This window comes from Paenibacillus sp. PAMC 26794 (assembly GCF_000316035.1).
In the GTDB taxonomy this organism is placed as follows: Bacteria; Bacillota; Bacilli; order Paenibacillales; family Paenibacillaceae; genus Paenibacillus.
On record NZ_ANHX01000029.1, the window covers coordinates 171712 to 192889 of the forward strand.

At 47.5% G+C, this 21178-nt stretch carries 18 protein-coding genes and 1 pseudogene; 2 read left to right on the forward strand and 17 right to left on the reverse strand.

Annotated elements, in window-relative coordinates; all coding sequences use genetic code 11:
• Positions 1 to 76 precede the first annotated feature (76 nt).
• Together D829_RS0114930 and D829_RS0114935 are read right to left on the reverse strand one after the other, a co-directional pair.
• Positions 77 to 685, reverse strand: a complete 609-nt coding sequence (locus tag D829_RS0114930) for a DUF1349 domain-containing protein (RefSeq protein WP_017689711.1) — start codon at positions 683 to 685, stop codon at positions 77 to 79.
• A gap of 178 nt (positions 686 to 863) precedes the next feature.
• Positions 864 to 1406, reverse strand: coding sequence for a hypothetical protein (locus D829_RS0114935; protein WP_017689712.1), 543 nt, complete (start codon positions 1404 to 1406; stop codon positions 864 to 866).
• A 157-nt stretch (positions 1407 to 1563) separates the two neighbouring features.
• Here D829_RS0114935 and D829_RS0114940 point away from each other — a divergent pair, with 157 nt between their 5' ends.
• Positions 1564 to 1830, forward strand: coding sequence for a hypothetical protein (locus D829_RS0114940; protein WP_017689713.1), 267 nt, complete (start codon positions 1564 to 1566; stop codon positions 1828 to 1830).
• A 208-nt stretch (positions 1831 to 2038) separates the two neighbouring features.
• On the opposite strand, the gene D829_RS0114945 is transcribed toward D829_RS0114940, so the two are convergent.
• The 9 genes from D829_RS0114945 to D829_RS0114985 all read right to left on the reverse strand — a co-directional run bounded on the left by D829_RS0114945 (position 2039) and on the right by D829_RS0114985 (position 14941).
• Positions 2039 to 3049 carry a carbohydrate ABC transporter permease gene (locus D829_RS0114945; RefSeq protein ID WP_017689714.1) on the reverse strand — a complete coding sequence of 337 codons (1011 nt, stop codon included), beginning with the start codon at positions 3047 to 3049 and terminating at the stop codon, positions 2039 to 2041.
• Between the two features lie 28 nt (positions 3050 to 3077).
• A complete protein-coding gene (locus D829_RS0114950) occupies positions 3078 to 3977 on the reverse strand; it encodes a sugar ABC transporter permease (protein ID WP_017689715.1) in 900 nt (299 codons plus the stop codon).
• Entirely contained in the window at positions 3974 to 6559 is a 2586-nt protein-coding gene (locus D829_RS0114955; RefSeq protein WP_017689716.1) for a DUF5696 domain-containing protein, read from the reverse strand. The genes D829_RS0114950 and D829_RS0114955 overlap by 4 nt, the downstream gene beginning before the upstream one ends.
• Before the next feature lie 14 nt (positions 6560 to 6573).
• Positions 6574 to 7194 (reverse strand): YIP1 family protein, encoded by a 621-nt coding sequence (locus tag D829_RS0114960; protein ID WP_017689717.1) that lies wholly within the window; start codon positions 7192 to 7194, stop codon positions 6574 to 6576.
• Complete coding sequence (locus tag D829_RS0114965; RefSeq protein WP_017689718.1) at positions 7175 to 8641, reverse strand: NHL repeat-containing protein; 1467 nt, start codon at positions 8639 to 8641, stop codon at positions 7175 to 7177. The genes D829_RS0114960 and D829_RS0114965 overlap by 20 nt, the downstream gene beginning before the upstream one ends.
• Positions 8642 to 8652: 11 nt before the next feature.
• Complete coding sequence (locus D829_RS0114970; RefSeq protein WP_017689719.1) at positions 8653 to 9516, reverse strand: carbohydrate ABC transporter permease; 864 nt, start codon at positions 9514 to 9516, stop codon at positions 8653 to 8655.
• 2 nt (positions 9517 to 9518) lie between these two features.
• Positions 9519 to 10430: a sugar ABC transporter permease gene (locus D829_RS0114975; protein WP_017689720.1), complete on the reverse strand. Its 912-nt coding sequence runs from the start codon at positions 10428 to 10430 to the stop codon at positions 9519 to 9521.
• 75 nt (positions 10431 to 10505) lie between these two features.
• On the reverse strand, positions 10506 to 13433 hold the full coding sequence (locus tag D829_RS0114980; RefSeq protein WP_017689721.1) for an extracellular solute-binding protein: 2928 nt from the start codon (positions 13431 to 13433) through the stop codon (positions 10506 to 10508).
• 125 nt (positions 13434 to 13558) lie between these two features.
• Positions 13559 to 14941, reverse strand: coding sequence for an extracellular solute-binding protein (locus D829_RS0114985; protein WP_017689722.1), 1383 nt, complete (start codon positions 14939 to 14941; stop codon positions 13559 to 13561).
• Between the two features lie 523 nt (positions 14942 to 15464).
• On the opposite strand from D829_RS0114985, the gene D829_RS0114990 reads away from it, so the two are divergent.
• Entirely contained in the window at positions 15465 to 16505 is a 1041-nt protein-coding gene (locus D829_RS0114990; RefSeq protein WP_235193769.1) for a LacI family DNA-binding transcriptional regulator, read from the forward strand.
• Positions 16506 to 16621: 116 nt separating this feature from the next.
• On the opposite strand, the gene D829_RS0114995 is transcribed toward D829_RS0114990, so the two are convergent.
• From D829_RS0114995 to D829_RS0115020, 6 genes and pseudogenes are all read right to left on the reverse strand, one after another.
• Positions 16622 to 17800, reverse strand: a complete 1179-nt coding sequence (locus D829_RS0114995) for a DUF4272 domain-containing protein (protein ID WP_017689724.1) — start codon at positions 17798 to 17800, stop codon at positions 16622 to 16624.
• Between the two features lie 212 nt (positions 17801 to 18012).
• Positions 18013 to 19233, reverse strand: coding sequence for an RtcB family protein (locus D829_RS0115000; RefSeq protein WP_017689725.1), 1221 nt, complete (start codon positions 19231 to 19233; stop codon positions 18013 to 18015).
• A gap of 94 nt (positions 19234 to 19327) precedes the next feature.
• Entirely contained in the window at positions 19328 to 19762 is a 435-nt protein-coding gene (locus tag D829_RS0115005; RefSeq protein WP_017689726.1) for a GNAT family N-acetyltransferase, read from the reverse strand.
• 40 nt (positions 19763 to 19802) lie between these two features.
• The gene (locus tag D829_RS0115010) at positions 19803 to 20228 is read right to left on the reverse strand and encodes a GNAT family N-acetyltransferase (protein ID WP_017689727.1); all 426 of its coding nucleotides are present in this window, start codon (positions 20226 to 20228) and stop codon (positions 19803 to 19805) included.
• A 22-nt stretch (positions 20229 to 20250) separates the two neighbouring features.
• Positions 20251 to 20460: pseudogene (locus D829_RS0115015) on the reverse strand (CDP-alcohol phosphatidyltransferase family protein); the annotation flags it as partial.
• Positions 20460 to 21005, reverse strand: a complete 546-nt coding sequence (locus D829_RS0115020; RefSeq protein WP_017689729.1) for a ClbS/DfsB family four-helix bundle protein — start codon at positions 21003 to 21005, stop codon at positions 20460 to 20462. The pseudogene D829_RS0115015 and the gene D829_RS0115020, both read right to left, overlap by 1 nt.
• Positions 21006 to 21178 lie beyond the last annotated feature (173 nt).

A 21178-nucleotide genomic window follows, 5' to 3' on the forward strand; every position in this document is an offset into this window, starting at 1 on the left:
AATAATCACTCCTTGATGTCTAATATAACTGAAAAACAACGCCATAACCTGTCCTGTTGTGCTCTCGTTTGTCCGATTATTTTACCCGGCGAACACTTCCGGTCACTCCATGTTGAAGCTGTACATTGGTAAAAGTAACCGTCGTCCCCTGCCCAATGGGGGATTGGGCAACAATGCCAACTTTGATCTCTTCCGGGCAGTCGAGTCCGAAATAACGAACGAGCTTCCACTTCTCTCCATCTTGAGAATAATGGAAAGCAAAGCTGTTGCCTGCCCGGGCTACACGTAAATAAGGCTTATTAACGTCTACAGGTGCTGATACACAATCATCCGAGTTACCACGAGTAACAACACTAAGAATGGACGGCTGTTCTTCAAAATACTCAAAGCAGACTTTAGCCCAATTCGTATCATCCACCCTCACCATCAGGCAGCCGGAGTCATACTGTTCTTTCATGTCCACCTGTACTTGAGTGACGATGCTGAAATCTCCCTTGACTATCGTATGTAAAAATGGAGCTGAAGCTTTCACCGGCTCACCTCCCGGATCAATGAAAAAGTCACTGATTGGCGAAACGGTTATCGTTACTTTGCCGTCTTCAATGGACCAATCTGTTGGCTCGTTCAGCCATCCCAGGTTGGCAGATAATGTTTGACCTGAACAATGTTCGAATAGATTCGTCATGTGACACACCCTTTGTGTTGGAGTATAAGTTTTCTAATTTCTCTATTTGTATTCGATATGTATCATGGTTAATCCTGTATGTTTTACTCAAATATCCCACCCTCGATATCGTACACTGATATCTCCGCATGATCACTTCTTGGGATCGATGATAAAATCAAATTTCTTCATAATGGGCTCAGTCACGTGTGCACGGTTGGATAATACGTTCGTCCCAGACTTGTACCTCAATATATCGTTCCGGCCCCTTATCACCTTTACGGTTCCAGTCCTGAGGCCAACCATAGAACTGAATAACTTCCATGATTTCATCCTTGGTATAGATCTGCTTACGATAAGGTTTAGCATCGTCAAACCTCATTGTTGGAAACAAGTCCCCGCAGGTAAAACTCACAACTTCAACTGGAAGGTCAACCCACGGAATGATTACATGATCGGGTTCTGAATACCAGGACAACAGCCACTCGCATGCACCGAGCGTCAGATAATGGGGATATGATTGTACCGGCTTCCCACCTTTGGCAACAAACTGCTCATAAGCCCTTTGTTCAAGTGTTCTGCGAATTGTCATGTAATCTGCGGGTCGCCGACTTGCAAAGTTCCGTCCCTGAAGACGAATCTTCTGGGTAACTGTTTCTGCTTCATCCGCAGACAGGCTGGAGAGATTTCTGAAAGGACCAAGACTTTGTTCAAAATAATGATAGGCATTCCAGTTGTTCATACATTCTCCTCCTTTGCACAGGATAGATTTGGGCTTTCGAAATCAGTTGATAGAGATCGTCACTCTTTATTATTAATAAGGTAATTTTATCCAAAATATGATAAACTGGACATACGAGATTACTTCAATAATTTGAATCACAACAGGAGGTCATCCTATGTTTGGTGTTAACGTGAAAAAAGTAGAAGATCAACTGGTCATCCGCTGGCAGTTCTCCAAAATTGAAATTCCCATCACACATATCACATCGGTCACCCTGGATGATACGTACGGTGGCAGCGAACCATCCGCCATTCGGATCGGTCCAGTCAATGGCACAAGCGAGAGGATTCTGATCCGCACAGTGAATCAATCGTACATTTTATTCACTTCCAGCGTGACTTTACATACCAATATCCAAGCTATGCTACACCCGTCAAACTAAATGATTGTTCAACTTCTAGGGTGATCGGTTCCACTTACATATGTGCGCTACCAACAAATGAAGCGTTAGTATTCGCATGAATTCTTACAGCGAATACTAACGCTTCATTGATTCCAATTCAAGTTCCCCTCCAAACAACAACACCAACAACAATACAGGATCACATCATCAAATCACAAATGTACTGCAACCCTTATAACAGACCTGATTAACCCACTACACCAGAACGTTCAATACTCTCCACGAAATAACGTTGCACAAACAGATACAAAATAATCAGCGGTGCAATAGCCAGCAAAATGCCTGTATCCACAATCATCGCCACATAGTTCGGATCGGCCTTGATGCCCGAGTTCGAGCCAAAGCCCATCAGCTGCGGAATCAATTGGTTCGCCTGAGCCGGTAAAGAAGCCACCTTCAGTGAGATCAGTGGACTTTCACTCATGAATAATGCCGAATAAAAGGTATCGTTATACTGCCATACAAACGAGAACAAAATGACCGTAATCAGCGGCGAGATTGCATTGGGCAGCATGATTCGAGCAAACGTTTTGAATCCACCTGCGCCGTCAATCAGTGCGGCCTCCTCGATTTCCTTTGGCATGCCCTTGAAGAACTGACGGAAGATATAGATGAACAACCCCGCCTTCAGTCCTCCCGCTGTAGCCGCCGTAATCATGGAAGGCCAATACGTATTCAGCAGATTGATTCCATTCTTTCCCGAGAACAACTGAATGATGCCCATAAAGTCAAAGCTGCGGAAATGCAGATACATCGGCACCATGAGCGTACTTGTCGGCACCAGAATTGTCAGAATCACCAGCAAAAAGAGCACATTGCTACCCGGAAACGAAAACCGGGCGAAGCCGTATCCGGCAAGTGCACAGGATATCGCTGTCAGAAGCGTCGTGATGGTAACGAACAATAACGTGTTCGCCAACAGAGGCAGGTAATCCAACACTTGCGCCGCTAGCCGGATATTATCCAGCGTAAAATGCTGAGGAATCATATAAATCGTTGGATTGTAAATATCCTGTTTATCCTTGAACGCAACTGACACTTTGAGAAATAACGGGTACAAAATAATAAATGAAATGCCGATGACCAGTGCATATCTGAATATGGAATAGAGAAGATCCGATGTTTTGTTTCGCACCCGATGCATGTGATAATTCTGCTTCGGAACTACCACCATGCGATCTGTCCCTGATGCAGCCATAATCTGAAGCCTCCCTTAATGTTAACCGTCAGTTGTAGTGAACCCGCCGTGACAACACCCAGCCTACTATGATCAATACAAGACCAATCACCAGTGTATACAGCCAGGACATCGCCGAGCTTAAGCCAAAGTTCTGCGTTTTGAATGCGGTTTGGTAGATGGCCTGTGTGACTGGACTCCCGGCAAATGAATCAATGATCGTATAGATGACATTTGTCAGAATCAACGGACTGACCATGGGAAATGTAATTTTCCAGAATGATTCGTAAGCTGTCGCCCCTTCGATCTTCGCAACCTCGTACATCGATCCCGGCACCGATTGCAACGCGGCGAGGAAGATCAAAATCTGAACGCCAGAGCTGCTAATAATCTCATAGATCCGCATGATGGCTTCTACAATGTAATCCACATAGGCCATCGGTAATCCCACATCCGCCAGCATCCGCACAATGGATACCACGTTGAACGAAGCACCGCCATCGGCTGATGCATCCACCGCACTCGCATCCCCCATCAGATTGATTAATCCCGCAGACTCGGCTGCTGCGACTGCACTGGAAGCCAGAATTACCGGCAGGAAAAAGATTGCACGTGCCATCGTTCTGCCTCTGAACTTCTGGTTAAGCAGTGTCGCCGTAAACAGACTGAAGAACAAAATCATCGGCACATTCAGTACCATCGCTCCAACCGAGTCGACCAGAATCCGGTTGAACGTCGCATCAACCAGAAGCGCATCCTTGAAATTTTTAAATCCAACGTATTCCAGAACGTATCCGCCCGGAGCAACAGACAGGTTACTCAGGCTGAACCGAATCGATTGCAGAAGCGGTGTGGCAAAGAGGAAGATGAAACCGATCAGCCACGGCGATATAAATGCAAGTCCAAGCAGCGCTCTCCGTGACTTCAGCGATAATCGAATGGTTCTCATCGGTTCACTCCTCCCACCACATAGTCCGTCCCGCCAACCGTTGTTCCATCCACGGTTACTGCATCCGCATTGTAATTCACAAGGATGGATGTACCCCCAGTATAGGTGATCCGGACAACGCCATCCTGAATGCGTTCATGCTTGAGAATCTGCTCATTCGCCAGATTTCCCAGCACTTCATTGGCCTGCTTATACAAGGCAACGGCATCATCCACCCAATATGCATACTCCGTTGCGTAGGCCGAATCATAATCCGTCAGCTTTAGCCTGGATGATGGTTCATAGGTCCATTGAAAATACGGAGCTGCTCCGAGTTCCAGACTGCGTAGCAACTGTTTGCGGAGATCCTGATCCCCCGACGTATTCATCGGAGATGCGGCATAGTTCATGTATCCATGAATGACCATCCCATAAAAAGGAACTTCTTCATCGGTAATATTGAACCGACTCGATCCTGCGGGCACATTTACAACATGTTGCGCACTTCCCCAAGCATAGCTATTTGCAGCAGATATCATCAGGTTCGGATAGGACTGTTCCAGCTTGCCCAGCTGCTCCTTCACAATGTTCTTCGCCGTCTCCCGATGAATCACCCGACTATCCCGATAATCTGAAGTCAGGACCTGCCCAAGATCACGAAGGGATAATCCACCAAGGTCCAGTTGATTGAATTTGTCAGCAAACTCACTCACCACATAAGGAAGCTTGGCCGCTGAGAGCAAATAATAGCTGTCCCTACTCTGATCCATGCGATTAAGTGCAGGATTGTATGGATACAGTTCCGCTGTCTCCTTCGTTACAAACCGAGCCGCATCCGAGGAAGGAGCAAAGCTCATATCATCGTGATACATGTGCTGGAAAGCCACATCCGGGAACAGAGCTCCACCCGACTGCTCCAGCTTAGCGGACAACGCTTGTAGCTCGGAACGACTACCTACTTTACTGTCCAACTTCACCCGGGTTGGCGTATGATGGCTGATGCCACCGCCAAACCATCCCTGATACCGCATTTGTACGCGGTTCACACCTTCCTGCTGTAACTTCGCCGCCATTTCGGTGGCCTGTTCGTACGTCGTCATGGCTAAGGTGGTCCGATAGGGCACACTCAGGAACGAAGCCTTTTTGTCCACTGCACCAAACACATCCACATAAAACGGCAACTCCGTCTGTTCTGCGAGCGGCTTCAGTACATCCTGCTCTATCAACTGCTGCTGATACAGGCGTGCCATACCCGAGTAACTGGCATCTTCTCCATGAAGGAAATGATAACGGACCTGAATATCTCCACGGAAAGGTTCTTCGCTAAGCAGCTGGATCTCCTGCATTTTCTGCGAGGTGTACATCTCCAGCTCATCCTCCCCGCGCAGGGAGAAGGTCGCATGCACATGGTTGTAACTATTCTGTCTGCCTCCTATGTCCGCAGAGATACTGGCCATGCCGTCCCCTTTTTCAATGACTGCAAACCAGGCATTCTCCCCGTTCTTCAGACCAAACACAGGCATATACGCGGATTCACTCACCTGAGGACGACTGAGCGAATTATCATTGGGGTCTGCGCCGTATACGCGCTGTACATACTGCTCTTCTTGAGTTTTCCCATTGTTCAGATGGATCAGGCTGCCGGAACCGTCAGGCACGAGCATGTAACCCTCGCCCTTTGTATCCGCTGCACCAAAATAAGCGAGCAAATCAATGTTCCGAATGCGGTATTGCCCACTTTCTTCTATTTGGCTCAGAGGTACAGTCACAACGAGTGCCCCCTGCTCAAGTCGATATTCCACAGAAATGACAAAGCTGGGCTTATCCGATACTCCTCCGCCTTCGACTCCATTCTCCTGATTGTCAAAAGCCAGATCGTCCGCGGTATAACCCGCCGTCTCAAAGGCACCCAGCATCTTGTTCAGTACAAGTTGCTTCGAAATCTGTCCATCCAGCCGTTCCAGAATATCCGGATTGCTCTTGGTTGGATAATAACGGGCAGACGTGTATCTAGCGACTGTAGTCTCCAGCTTGGAGAGCACTTTCTCCTCCAGACGCTGTTTGCTAATCAGTTTAGGCAGCGCATCAATACCAAGTGATGTATCCCCAAGTGTATAGTTCACCCGAATCCCCTGATCGATCTGGCCCACTGTGAATTGTTTGTTGCTAATACTCGAACTGAAATTGGGAAAGTTCTCCAGTGTGCCCATCGCATCTCGGAAAGACACATTCAGCTGGGAGGACAGCACCTCTTTTTCATACGCGGAAGCAAGACCGTCCTCAGCCCGTTCTTTCGGGTTACTGTACCAGATCTCTCCACTTTTCCCGTCACGTACTGCAATTTCCGTTGTCACCTCGTTATAGTACAGGGCCAGTCCCTGATCTTCAGCGACCAGCTGCATGCCAGGCACACCCTGCGAAGAGTCGCTAAGGAACTGCAACGGTTCCTCCGTGACGGGCATGGCTGTGGTTGTCGTATCCAGATAAGCCGCGGCTTCTACGGCAGGAACCCCCCTGTTGTTTATATACAGCAGCCCGGTTGCAATCATGATTACAGCTGCACCACCAGCCAGCACCGTATATAATCGTTGCCTTTTGTTCACGGATGCCGCCTCCTTTAGGTCCGAAAAATCAACTCGCGGTAAATGTTATAACCGAATTCGTACAGCTGTTGCAGCATGCTGAAGACCAGTGCGCCAAGGAATACAATAATGCCCATCACAATGAGTGTCAGCACCATCGTAATGATCGTCCTAATCACGGTGTACTGGTGCACCGTCATCATGCCAATGAACAGAAGCAGTACAAACCAGAAAAACGCGATGCTATTAAAAAGATAATAAAAAGCAGTCTCCTCCTGTACCATGAAGCGGCTGATCACGATCATTGGGGCATAGATCAGAATAACCGGAATGAGCGAGTAACCTGTCGCCAGAACGATTTCCCTGAACTTGCCTTCCCCTTCCATCAAAGTTGTTACTGCCCAGTTGGCCATGCACCATAGAAAGAAAGGTACTGCAACCGTTGCGATCTCGATGATGCTGTTAATCGTACGAGGATCGATGTAATTAACGAGAAATCCTGCGTACTGCTTTTGCAAAATCATCATAACAATGGTAAGCGCCAACGCTGCAAAAGCAACAAACAGCCGTCCCCGGTTATCCGACTTGAGGTCCCAGAATGCATCAATGGGGTGAAAAATGAGATGCAGCGGAAACTTAATGAAATCCTGCTTCACGATCAACCTGCCTCCTCCGTCTCCATTTAACTGCTACCCGGGTCAGGATCAGAATGACAATCAGCGCGATCGCAGCGGTCAGGAATGTACCAAAATGTTCCTTCATCATCTCCCGCCGATGCCTCTTAAACGCCACAGAATAACTCTTGCGATCCATCCCAAGTTCGAAGTAACTTAGCGCTTCCTCGTTTTTCTTCTCCATTAATAAGGACTTGCCGATACCGATATAAGCGATGTCATAGTTAGCATTCAGCTTAAGCACTTCTCTCCAACTATTCACGGCCTCTGTGTCCTCGCCCAGATAGTGGAGTGCCACCGCTTCATTCACACGGGCACCAAAACGGGTCGGCTCATAGACAACAAGGTTGTTCTTGCCCCGATCCAGAATCAAGTGATGCTCACCCGATTGTTCAATCGCGACAGGTGTTTTGAGCGTGCCCACCTGATTTCCTTTGCCACCATATATGTAGAGCAGATGACCTTCATCGTCGTACGTGAACACCCGGTTTTGTGTCGCATCCAATGCACTGTACATGCCGTTACCCAGCACTTTCACATCAATCAGTTTGGAGGGACCCGGATTGTTGCGGAACCGGATATCGCCTTTGACGTCATAATAACCAAACCGCTTCAGTACATCTTCGCCAGACGGGTTAAGCCGCTTGATCGGTTCATTCGAGCCGGGATCAATATTCGTCGCATACACGAATCCTTTGTGGTCAATATCCGTATTGGAGAACTCCGTTGGGACAAAGAGGACCATCTGTGCGCGCTGGGCTTTGGTGGACAACATGCGCCAGATATATTCGCCGTAGTCCCGCTCCACTTTGTTGGTACCGACGTATCCGATAAATTTCCCACTCTCGTCAAACTGCATAATCCCTTCGTAGACCCCCTGCGCCACAACATACACTCGGCCTACATGGTCCACCGTCAGTTTCAAAGGCTGGAACTGGAATTGGGTCGATAGGATATCCGACTCAGGCTTTGTGATGGTTTGTATCAGCGTCCCCTCTCCATCAAGGACAACCACACGACTGTTTCCTGTATCGGCGACATATATGCGTTCTTCTTCATCTACAAACAATCCACCTGGAAGGTTAAAGGTCTCCTTGCTACCATCCATCGTGAATCCATCGATGACGCGCAGCAGCTTAAAGCCTGGGTCCAATACAACAATTCGGCTGTTGCCGCTATCCAAAATGTAGATCAACCCGGAGGGAGAAACGTTCACATCACCGGGGTCTTTGAACTCACTAATGCCGAGGTCACGGCCAGATATGGTACTCTCGGGCAGATAGGCATCCGGTGAAGGTACAGCCTCTTTCCAGTAGTTGTAGTTATAACTCTCATACGGCGCCGGGGAGGCCGCCGCAGGCACGGCATTCACCAGCAACAGAGATACTGCCGCCAGGAGAACAAGCCATCTTTTCACTGTGCGTGCCATATCGTTCCCCCTTAATCCTTCATGCCCGAGCTCGCCATCGTCTCAATGATTCGGCTCTGAGAGAAAATAAATAGCGTGATCGGCACACTCATCAAAATCAGTGCTACCGCAGCACCGGCTCCTGCCCGGGATATTCCGCCCTGAATAATCTGACCTGCTGCATAATGCAGGGTCTTGAGCTGCTCGCTGTAGATGTATCCATTGCCATCACTGCCCCATAACATCTGGAACAGCAGAATGATCAATGTAAGCCAGGCTGGCTTCACATTGGGCATGACAATGGACCAGAAGATCCGGTATTCACTGGCACCATCAATCTTGGCTGCTTCCAGCAGCGCATCCGGGATCTGCTCCATGAACTGTTTCATTAGATACAACCCCAGTGAATAGGCAAATGCCGGAATAATAACAGCCCAGTACGTGTCAATCCATCCGAGCCAAGACATGATCATATAGTTCGGAATGGCCGTCACCGCAGGTGTGAACATCAGTGACAGTACGACCACTTGGAACATGAATACTTTGCCCGGAAACTTGTGTTTGGCAAGCGGGTACGCCGCTGCGGAAGCCAGCAGCACATGGCCTACGATTCCGATGCCTGTGATAAAGACCGTGTTGAATATATAACGTGAGAACGGTACCCACGAGTCACTCAGCAGATTCAGCAGATCCGTAAAGTTGCTGAACGTGGGATTTTTGACAAATAGTGTTGGTGGAAAGGTGAAGATCTCATCCAATGGTTTGAATGCATTGTTGATCGCATAGATCAACGGCAGCACCATAAAGGCACCAAATACGAGCAGAAGGGCAAACAGGGAGAGGCTTCCCGATAGCGAGCGATTCACGCGTTTTTTGCCTGTCGCAATTGCAGCCATAGCTATTCTCCCACCCTTCGAAGCAGTTTCTGTACCAGCAAGTTGGTGCCCACCATAATCATGAACAGCACGGTGGCAATTGCCGATGCGTATCCCATCTCAAACCGCGTTGTACCAAAGTCGATCAAATGGGTCACCACAGTCTCTGCTGCATAGTTTACACTTGGGAACCCGGCCAGTGCGATTGACACATCGGCCACGGCAAACGAGATTGTGAGCTGAATGACTGCGCCGAACATCAACTGTGGACGCATCGAAGGCAGGGTAATGTACCATAGTTCCTGCCAGCGATTCTTGATCCCATCCACCGCTCCCGCTTCGTACAATGTCCGGTCCACCGTCTGCAAACCAGCGATAAACGCAAGAAATCCGGTTCCGAGACTCAGCCATAGCTGCACGAGAATGAGAATAGGCATAATATAGGCTTCCGTCTTCAGCCACTGGATTGGCTCCAGCAGAAAACCCCATTTGATCAACAGCCCATTGGCAATACCATAACGATCTCCCGAGAAGATCATCAGCCAGATAAAATACACATTGCCCGAAATGGAGGGCGCGTAGAAGATCAGCGTCATGAACGCTCTCCATTTCGGTGTTAACTCATTAATGATCCACGCGAAGACAAAGCAAGCAATATAACTGATCGGTCCGGTAATGATGGCGAACAACAACGTATTCTTGATTGCAATCAGGAATACATCATCCTCCAGAAACAGGCGAGTATAGTTCTGCCAGCCAATAAAACGCGGGAATTCCAGCATGTTAAAGTAGGTGAAGCTGAGTATGATCGAGATGACAACCGGAATCACGGTAAACATGAGGAACAGGAGCATATAAGGTGCAAGCAGAACATAGGAATGTTTGCTGGCCTTCATTTCCTGGAGCTTCCAGCTCCACCACGATTTCATGCCCATCCTTGACGCTTTCTCAGGAGGACTGTTTTGTCCGTCTCGGAGTGATATTTGTGGCACGATTAACCCTCCCTCTGCTTACGGAAGACCAAATTCATTACGTTTGACTCGAATCTCGTCCTGAATATATTGGGTATAATCCATGATGGATTCCCTGGCTTCCACTTGGCCAACAACGGTTTTGTAAAATGCATTGAACAGATGGCGGCCTGTAAAATAACCACCGGGTACTTCAGGAATGCCCTTCACCGTTTCGAATTGTGCCTTGAGATTGGCGTAATCCTCCGCAGGCCACGGCAGGGAATCCAGCGCCTTGATGTTGGCCGTTGGATACCGGGCAGCGGCACCCATCAGCCCTTCCATCTCCCGCCCGAATTCAGCTTGAATCGGTGTACTGGTCCACCACTTCATGAACTCCCACGCCGCATCCTGATCTTTGGCACCCTCCAGCATCATGACTGCGCTACCTCCACCCGGTACGTCCCGATTCAAGGTACCATCTGCTTGAACGGTTCCCGGGACAGGAACGAATCCCCATTGTCCGCGAATCTCCGGTGCAAATACGGACAATTGGTTGTACATGGTGTAATCCGTTAGTCCGATAGGCATCTGTCCTGTCCGGAAACGGTTGGCAAAATCATATTCCCGCTCTAACTTGTAATCGGTATAGAACTCCGTCCACTGCTTGAACGTCTTAATTCCGACCCTTGAATCCAGATCCGACTCCTTGTCATCGTTACGATAGAAGGCGCCGCCGTTCTGAAGCAGCATCGTGGCATACTGAGAGTTCGGCGGAATATTGACACCCTGCATATTCGCTTGAGTCACAATCGGCATACCAAATTCCATATGATTTTTGCTCAGAATCGCGAGCAGAGCTTCGACATCTTCCCAGTTCTGAGGCACTTCAAGTCCGAGTTCTTCGAGCACGTCTTTACGATAAAACAGCATGTTAAAGGTTTGCGTTTCCGGCAGGGCATATACGCCTGAATCATAGGCATACGGCACGATTGCACTTTCCCTGAACTCCCGTTCCACGGTGCTATAATCACTGAATTGCGTCAGATCTACAGCCGAGTTCCGCATCGCAAAGTTCACCGGCAGATCATTACCTATCTGCATCGCTACATCCGGTCCTTCACCAGACAAGGTCGCTGGCAGCAAGGTTCCCATATTCACCAGCTTCAGATTGACGTTAATGCCACTGTCTGGTGTGAAGGTCTTGTCAATCATCGCTTTCATCGTATTCGCCTGGTCACGTCCGCTACCAATCCAGACGGTTACCGTACGCTGATCTTCAGATGTAGCTACATTACCAATCTGGTTATAATCAATGAAGAACGAATGATAGAATATCTTCGCTTCATGACCAAGCTTGGCAAGTGGCCCCATACCTGTTCCAGGAATATCGCGGTCAATCGAAGTGACGTACAGTGCATCGATTTCAAGGGGCTGCTCTCGTGCCTGCTGCACCCATGTGCCGAGACCGCCTGTATTGGTTTTATAAGCCGCAAGCCGTCTTGGAATGGTATCTGGCTTGTCAATCATCTCGTCCAGTTGCAGCGCCATCGTCTTAATCAAGGCTTCCTGATCGCTGGACTGTCCTGACAGGAGACGAAGCTGTGCAGCCACGTCCTTGAGACGTTTACTTTCTCCGCTGAATACTTCCAGCAGGTTCGGGATCTGTTTTTCCACCCGATAATCCCGGAATTCATCAGGCTTCGTGCCTGTTATCATCAGAATGCGTCGGTACATGGAGTTCAAGTTGTACAGACTGTCCTCCACATTGCGGATAAGAGGTGCAAAGTCACCGAGGCTGTTCTCCAGCCGCAGCACATGTTTTCCTTTGTCCAATTGAAACTTGTATGCTTCCTTGCCGCCCATCACGTCAATACGATAGTCACTTTGATAACGGAAAGGTGCTTTCGCCATCTCTGCAAACGGAACTTCACCATCGATGGTCAGTTTGCGTGTAGAATAGATGCCTTTTACAAAATTCTGCTGTGCGGTAAAACCGATATGATACAGTCCACTTTCCGGCACATCCACTTCCCATTCAATCCATTGTCCTGGCAGACGCCAGTTAAAGCCGCCAATCGTATTGATGCGTACCTGGGAAGCGCTATAAGGAGATACAGCAGAACTTGACCTTTCGCTGGTCGGGTATAACGTAGGTGAAGATTTGGCAATCGCGGCTTCTCCTTCAATGCGAATCAGTACATCCTTCGGCTGCCCAGAGGAGTCCGATTGTTGTGCCCCTGCAGTCTCCGCGTAAGGAACAGCTGTCTTCTCATTGAAAAGACGAATGGACCGAATCACCATGGGTTCACGCGATGATTTTAGTGTTAGCGTGTGTTCCCCTTTTTCCAAATAAAACTTGAATGGAGCCTGTTCGTACCCGTCTGAGTCCTGAAACGTTTCTTCCATCCAGCGTGGTTGCTCCACTTGTCTCGGGCGTAGGTCATTGCCTTGATTGTCCTGCTCCACAACATCTTTCTCATTGGCCCACACCCGGTCAAACTGCAAATAGGCGGCTTCTGCAAAAGGAAGTTCACCATCAATGTACAATGCACGCTCAATGGCCGAACTCTTGCCTTCAACGGGATAATAGGTAGCGGACAGGTTATACAGCCCGGTCTCCGGCACGATAATGGTCCAATCAACTTGTCCGGTCTCTCCGGTATGGAGAGATACACCATCCATTCCCTCATAATTAGTCAGTTTGCGGACGTCTTCACCTTCGGCTTTTATGTAATCTCCTGCTTCAATGGTGATGTCCACATTCGGCTGTGTAGCCTGATCCGTTCCGGATCGATACTGTTCGTATCCCTTTTTCTGCCGGGTCTGCTGCAAGACTGCATCCACTTCAATGGCAGGCAGACTGCCAGGTGGAATGTTTGCACTTTTTCCATCAGCGCCGGAAGTTACATATAGAATGATGCAGGCTGCCGCCACGATGATTACTGTGGACAATATCCATGTCTTACGTTGTAGAATTCCAGCCATCCTACGAGTCCTCCTCATCAAGGCTGATGCCAGCAATGCCGATTTGGTGGTTCAGGAAAAGGGGCTCCGTGCAACCTTGCCGACACGAGCCCCCTGCCTGAATCGTTTGCTGGTGATAAGTGTTGTTATTGTTTGCCGAGTTTATCAATGGCGGCTTGTGCCTGTGCTTTGTATTTCTCGGCTGTTGCTGTCACGGAAGCATTGTTTTTGATGATATCGTTCACATAATCCCCGAATGGGTATCCCGTGTAGGCATCATCCAGCAAAATACGGCCCGTTCCGGCGATGTGCTCGCGAATGATCGCAATATCCTTCTCGTCGGTATAACGACTCTCCAGATAATCTTGACCTGGATACTCTTCAATCTGCGGGATGTCGAAGGTCTCTTCATAGATTTGGTAGACGATCTTTGGATCTTCCACACCTTTAGGAATGAACTTCGCTGATGCTGCGTTGTTTGCATACGTTACCTCTTTGCTACCCTGTGGCCCGTTCGGAATCGGCACAACACCAACCGCAAAGGTGAGATCGCCCAACTGCCATTCAGCAGCGGTGAACAGAGCTACATCTCCATCTTTGAAAGTATTGCTTTCCTCCCAATTGGTTTTGTCGCCGGTTTTGACCTTCACAACATTTTCCACGTTATACAGGCGTTTAACAAATTCGGCAGCTTCAATCGTTTTCGGATCAGACAATCCTTCTTTGCTATTGGTATCATCCACGATTGTTCCACCATTGGCTGCGGTAAAATGACGAACGACATCAAGCGCCCAGCCAGAAAATCCGTATACGTCAGTTTTGCCGTCGTTATTGGTATCTTTGGTTGCCTGTTTGGCAAGTTCCATGAATTTATCCCAATCCCATTTACCTTGGTTATACAGTTCTTGAGGATCAGGCAAAGATAATTTTTTGAACAAGTCACGGTTATAGTGAAGTCCCAGACCAATGCTGGTTGGAGATTCGAAGGCGTATTCGTTGCCTGCAATGGCAGGAAATTTTGCAATCAGGTTAGCCTCTTGGTTGATGTTATTCTCAGGTGTAGTGAATTCGGAGATGGGCAATAGTTGCCCTTTGAGGATGGCGGGTAATGCGGATTTGTACTCCATCTGAACGATGTCGGCGAACGGTTCGCCAGCCAGTGCAGACGTTGTGAATTTGTTCATGTATTCTTCAAAAGGTACGTTAACAAACTCCAGTTTCACGTTGTATTTCTTCTCAACCTCTGCAATTTTATCAAGTCTGGCCTTATCGGAGGCCGTCTCTCCCGCCGGTTTCAAGTCCCACCAGGCCGCGACCTTGATGACACGTCCACCCAGATCAGGAACATTAACCACAGCTTCTTCCGCTCCGCCCTCTTTCTCTGTCTCAGCGACTTCGGTGCTGTTACCTGAGTTCGTCGTTCCCTCTGCTTCGGTCCCCGTCTGCGCTGCCCCCCCACCACTGCAAGCGGATACAAAAAGCATCACGGCCAGTAACACCAGAGGTAGAACATTCCATCTTCTCATCATGATTTTAACAACCTCCCCGAATGTGCATACCAATCATGGTTCACCCTAAATCGTTAACCCCACTCATCAACCAATCGAAAATAAACAACCACCACCATTTGTTATTTTCTCGTTTGTTTTTGACAAACAAAATTTAACACAGCAAAATGTAAGCGTCAACATTTTTGTTGTTAACATTTTCTAATTATTCTGATAAAATGCTGATATAACTGTAATATGACTGTATTAAAGCTTATTCACGAGTGCGTTCACTAAGTACATGCTTATTGAAAGTTGCACTAAATTTTATTATTTTGTTATTTTTATAAAATAACAAAATAATAATTTATCAGACAAAATTTGTCATTCTATCTGAAAATATGCTTACCGTAACGTTAAACGTTCATCAAAAAATGCTGTGCATCACTAACATTTTGAATTCTCTGTCCGTTATTAGATTAAGAGAAATACATCATGCTATACTAGAATCGTTGGATATCGCTCCAAATAAGGAATACGGCAGAACTACGAGTGTAAGGATGGTATGATGAAGACAAAGGTAACAATTCAGGAGATTGCACATTTTACGGGTTTGTCTAAATTCGCGGTGTCACGAGCTTTGTCTGGAAAATCGGGCGTTAGCGATCAAACGAGGGATGTCATTCTCAAGGCCGCTGGCAAACTTGGATATTTCAAAGATAACAGCATGTTGTCTGGTGAACTGTATAACAGCCATGAACTTCAGGAACCGAAGAACACACGTTCAAGCGGAACGATCTTGATTTTGTTCCCCAATGTTCGGTACCAAAATCAAGACTCCGTATACTGGGGACCCGTCTTTAACGGGATTTCTTCCAAGCTAAACCAAAAAGGGATTAATATTCTGACCTTAACGGAACCCTCAGCAGACCAGCTATTTACCCTGCTCAACCCGGATGCCATTCGTGGAATCATTACCGTTGGCTCTATCTCGACCCCGATTCTGCTTGAAATCAAGCGTCTCAGTATTCCGGTTGTGATGGTGGATCATCTGGACCCTGTTTTTCACAGTGACAGCATATTCACCGATAACTTTGCATCCATGCGAGAGATCATGCTCTATTTGCTCCGCAAGGGCTTCAAAACATTCCAGTTCGTTGGCAATATCGGGGATGCTCATAGCTTCTATGAACGTTGGATTGCATACACTTCTGTGCTTATGGGTCATGGGATGGAAATACATCAGATTCCCGAGTTGAGTAATCAGGCATTGGATGAGTTCCGCCAGACGTTCACTTCGGTGATCAGTGAGGATAACCTGCCTGAAGTGTTTGTATGTGCGAATGATTTCTATGGGCTATACACCATAGAAGCCCTTGAGAGTATGGGTATTCGTGTACCCGATCAGTGTGTTGTCACGGGATTTGATAATCTATACGACAATATCCCATTACTTGCCACAGTTAATGTGAACAAGGAGTTGCTCGGTGCGCGTGCAGTGGATCAGATGTTATGGCGCATAGCAAATCCAGAAAGCAACGTCGAGAAAAAGTTAATTCTTGCTGACGTCATTATTCGTGAACAGTTCGGAAGGCATAGTGGATAAAAACAGAATATCAAATACCCCTTTAACCGTATTCGTGCGGCTATAGGGGTATTTGCATTGTCGTATGTTGTGTAATGTTTATTGTTTATTACAATAGGTCGTCACATCATCCCGTTCTACGTATCTGTACGCACATCATCCCACGCCTGATCCAGATAACAGATCAGCCAGTTCAATGCACGGTGACGTTCATAAGCCACTCCACCATTCAGGCCAGCGGGAGGTGTTTTGTCATCCACACGACTATCCACGCACACCCAGTTATAACGGTAGATCAGATCCGCTTCATCCAGAATCTCGCTCTTGCTGCGCAGAGATGCAGCGGAGAGAAAGTCGGTAAAACTATCCTTCTGTTGCAAATAGCCGACATCCTTCCCTACGTTACATAACTCCGTTGATGCACCCAGTTCCTTCACATAACCAAGCGCCCATAACATCACGTGGTACGCTTCATATCCCCAAGAGAAGGAGATAATCTCCTGCTGCTCTGCTCCGTGCTGGTCGATAAACCTCTTCTCTACGGGTGAGAAAAAGGATTCAGCCTCATACTTGTCGATCACTTCCTGAACCAGTGCTGCGGTATCATCCGCACTTTCCCCGGCTCCCAGACACTCACCTTTAAGCGCGGCAAGACATAGGGCAACCGCACGACGCGCGACTTCCTCTTTACTCCGAATCGTGGTGTGCTCGTCTCCGGCCCTTGCCGGCAAGTTCGCATTATACGGAATGCCTTGTTCAGTCAACAGTTGCTCTGAACGCGCTTTACGTTGAATGCCATACTCCGACTGGGGGCTGTCACCGTCAAGGAAACTGGTGTGCGCTGTCACCGTGTAATCCTCTACCTCAGATTCTCCATTCACATCCAGCAATAGCTGGCCTTGTGCGTTCAGCAGAGATCCACCTCCCCAGAAGATGACAGCATCCAGCGCATCAGCCACCCCCAACAATTCGCCGAAGAATTCTTCCGATATGTCCTCTTCCGTCTCAATACCAACCACCATATTGAGTGTGGAACATTTGATCAATACCTTTTCCTGGAGCGAAGCATTGCGCCCTTCAATCTGACTCAAAAATCCAAGCATCCCCTGAATCATTGTCGTAAATTCCTCAGGATGTGTCCGGCTGGTCATGATATTAAAGCCTTTGGTTTTCTTACTGAGCCATTTTTTCTGAGTCACTTGAATATGAGTCTTGTCTTCCCGGCGTTCAATCGTACCCTCAGGATAAATGGATTGAATCACTTCAAACAGCTGATCCAGGTCAAACTGAGAGCTATATATCGCACAATTTCTCATGAAGTTCACCCTCTCTATATATAGTTCGACTAATGAATATTTACACTGGCACTCCGATGGCAGAATAACTTTCCGATCGCTGTTATCCCCAGATTTTTTTATTCCCTTTTTTTTGGAAAAGGGAAATCCGGTGATAAAGGCGAACGCTCCGCTTCTTCAAGTTATTTCCGCCCTCTCCGTTATCGTGTAAATGTTCAGTTGAACATATATGACTAATCCTTGTATGGATCGAATTCATTACCTCCGGCCATTGCAACGCCTACCGGGCGCAGCACATGGTTAATTTTCAGCGTATTCGCATGTGAGTTCAGTACGTCTTGTAGCTTCTTGTACACAAACGGACTTTCATCTGTGCCCGCTCCCCGCAGCTCAACACCATAGGCACGAATCGCCTCATGCATCTGCGCTTCGTTAATCTCGCCACCCATGCGTGTGCGCAGCTTGTAATTCATTTTGCCAGCCGCCTGGGTTCGGCTCATCGTGCGCCCTGCCCCATGTACGGTGCTGCGGAATGACTCGGTATTCTCCTCGCTGTGGATCCCCTCCACAATTACCGAGATATCACCCATACTGCCTCCGACAAAACCGAGTTGCCCGGGTGCCAGCGGTGTTGCACCTTTGCGGACCACAACTACCTCTTCACCCATGTGTTGTTCTTTCCAGGCAAAGTTGTGATGGTTATGTACGGCGTATTCAGCACTTGCCCCCAGAATTCCGAGCACCTGTTCAATAACATAGTCACGTCCTGCATAGGCATATCGGCCCGCCAAAGTCATTGCGTCCCAATACATATCACCCATTTCACTGTTCAGGTCAAACAACGTAGGCGGTTGATCCATCGATTCACCAGGGGCTTTGCCGCTGAACTGACGTCCTGCCGCAAGGTTAAGGAACCCACTCGCCACTTTGTGACCGAACCCGCGACTGCCAAAATGATTCGCGATCCATACCTTTCCTGTTGCCTCTTCTACAAAAATATCCACGAAATGATTGCCACTGCCTACAGTTCCGAGTTGGTTGCGTGCAAGTGTCTTCAGCTTATGTTGTAATCCCGGTTCAATGGTATCAAACAGCTTCCAGCTCGCGTCGTCGAACAGTTCATGATCCACGGGTGTTGGATTGTTACGACCCACGCCGAAAGAAATGGTCGAATTGATGTCATCCATAATCGTTACAATCTGATCCCGAATATCATCCCGCATCAGATTTGTGCGCACAGCCTTGTTGCCACAGGCAATATCGTATCCGACCCCTGACGGACTGATCATATTCCGATAAGCGACAACACCACCGATGGGTTGCGAGTATCCTTTGTGATGGTCGGCCATCAGAGCCACACCCAATACATCTCCATATTGCGAGCAAGTCACCGCCTGACTTACGGCGTTCTCCAGCGGCTCCCCCCAGACTTTAATGTTATCTACGATACGCATGATTGTGTTAACCTCCTATGTACTTTTTTTGAAAACACATCTTTTTTTTCAATACTGTTGTTCTCATTAGTTTAACAAAGATCAGCTCCATTTCTTAGAAATGCTTCCTGTAACCCTGAACCTTCTCATCCTTGAAACCCAGCTTCTCATAAAATATATGCGCTTCCTTACGCTGATCGCCAGACACCAGAATCATGTAACCACAACCCAGATCTTTAGCAATTCGTTCAATCTGGAGCATTAATCTCTGCCCAATGCCCTGCCTGCGTACCTGATCCGATACAATCACATTCTCCACAACCATGAACGGTTTGCATGGACCCACCAGATCCATACACTCAATCCCCATAACGGACCCAACCAGTTTGCCATTGTAAAATGCCCCAAGCACATGATAATGACCATTCTGTTGTATGTAATGAAACATCTTTTTCATCTGCTGCTCATTGGTAGGCATTCCCATCAACTCATTGTATAGCTGGCTTAGTGCCGGTAAATCTTCAAGTTCGATTCCTTTAATGGTAACCATTATAACCCTCCTGATTTTATCCTATTTCGCATGCTTTGTCTTAAGTGAGGTCCTTCTTAAAATAATAATGACTGTGTCCAGTCGGTGCATTCTCGATCGTTGTGATCAATTGGTAGCCATGTTTCTTGTAAAATTCCGGTGCTTGATAGGAGAAAGTGTTCAACATGACAAAATCACAAGATTTCTCTCGCGCAATTCGCTCAACTTCAAGCAACAACTGGGAACCATATCCCCGATCCCGTTGTTCAGAATCCACCCAAAGAATATCAACCTCCAGCCAGTTCCAGCAAAGTGTACTAAGCACACCTGCAACAATCTCGCCAGTCTCATTTTTGATATTGAAATTCAGTTCTTCGTACCGATGCCTTAATTCCTCACTCACATGTGCAGCATTAAATGCGATAAGTTGCTCGCGAACATACTCTGAATCTTGCTCGGTACTTGGGGTTATATTTCCTTTAGACATCTCCTAATCACTCCTTTTATCTCAACAGTTTATCCGCCAGTGGATCAAGCAACTTTCCCAGATTCGTGATCTGATTATATTTTCTCACCACATATCCATCCAATTTATCCGTACCTGCAGCTACTGCAAATATAATTAGTGCAATCATCACGCTTTGCATATTGAGAAAACAGATCATAAACAATGGAATCAACGCGATTCTAGCCAACGTGATTTTATTTGCCAGATTCATTAGACATCTATTCTCCCCTCATCCATGTTGGCTAAGTGACCTTTTTTCCATTTACGTAATCGGGTCCGAAAGGATTTAAAAGGAGCTACAGAATTAATCTGGATCCACTTCACCATAGCCCATCCGGGCTTGGTCCCCGTCCACTGTCTTATCCCTTGTACAAATAATTCCTCTTCGCTCAGCGAGTCAATCCAGTTCTGCCATTGTTGTTCTGTCTCCCGAAACAAAGAGCGCAGCTCCTCCAGCGTACAACCTGAATACTTTTCGTAAAATGATTCATTTAATTGCCCCAGTTGGTTCCATTTATACCCTGGTGCCGGCATATGGAATTCATTTCCCAACTGTTCATTTCGCTCCCAATCCATCACCAGGTTCATCCATCCTAACTGGTAGGCGATCATCTGGGCAGGCGTCTTGTCCACACCTTCAACCCACTTATCTTTGTCGCTGTTATGGATGTCATTGAACTCACCCTCAAACAATTCATAGGTGCGTCGAATCGTCTCACTTAACTCTTTCTTCGAGGCATATAGAACTCCAAGCACGCTACTCCACTCCCCTCGTTTCACCGTTATACATGAATCAGAAGCATGGACTCTATCATCATTTCGACTTGATTCCATAATCATCCTTTTTTTCATGTAACATTATACTTAGAAAAAGAAAAAGGGCAGTCTGTACACTTCACAGCCGCCCATAAATCAACCTATTTTGTTAT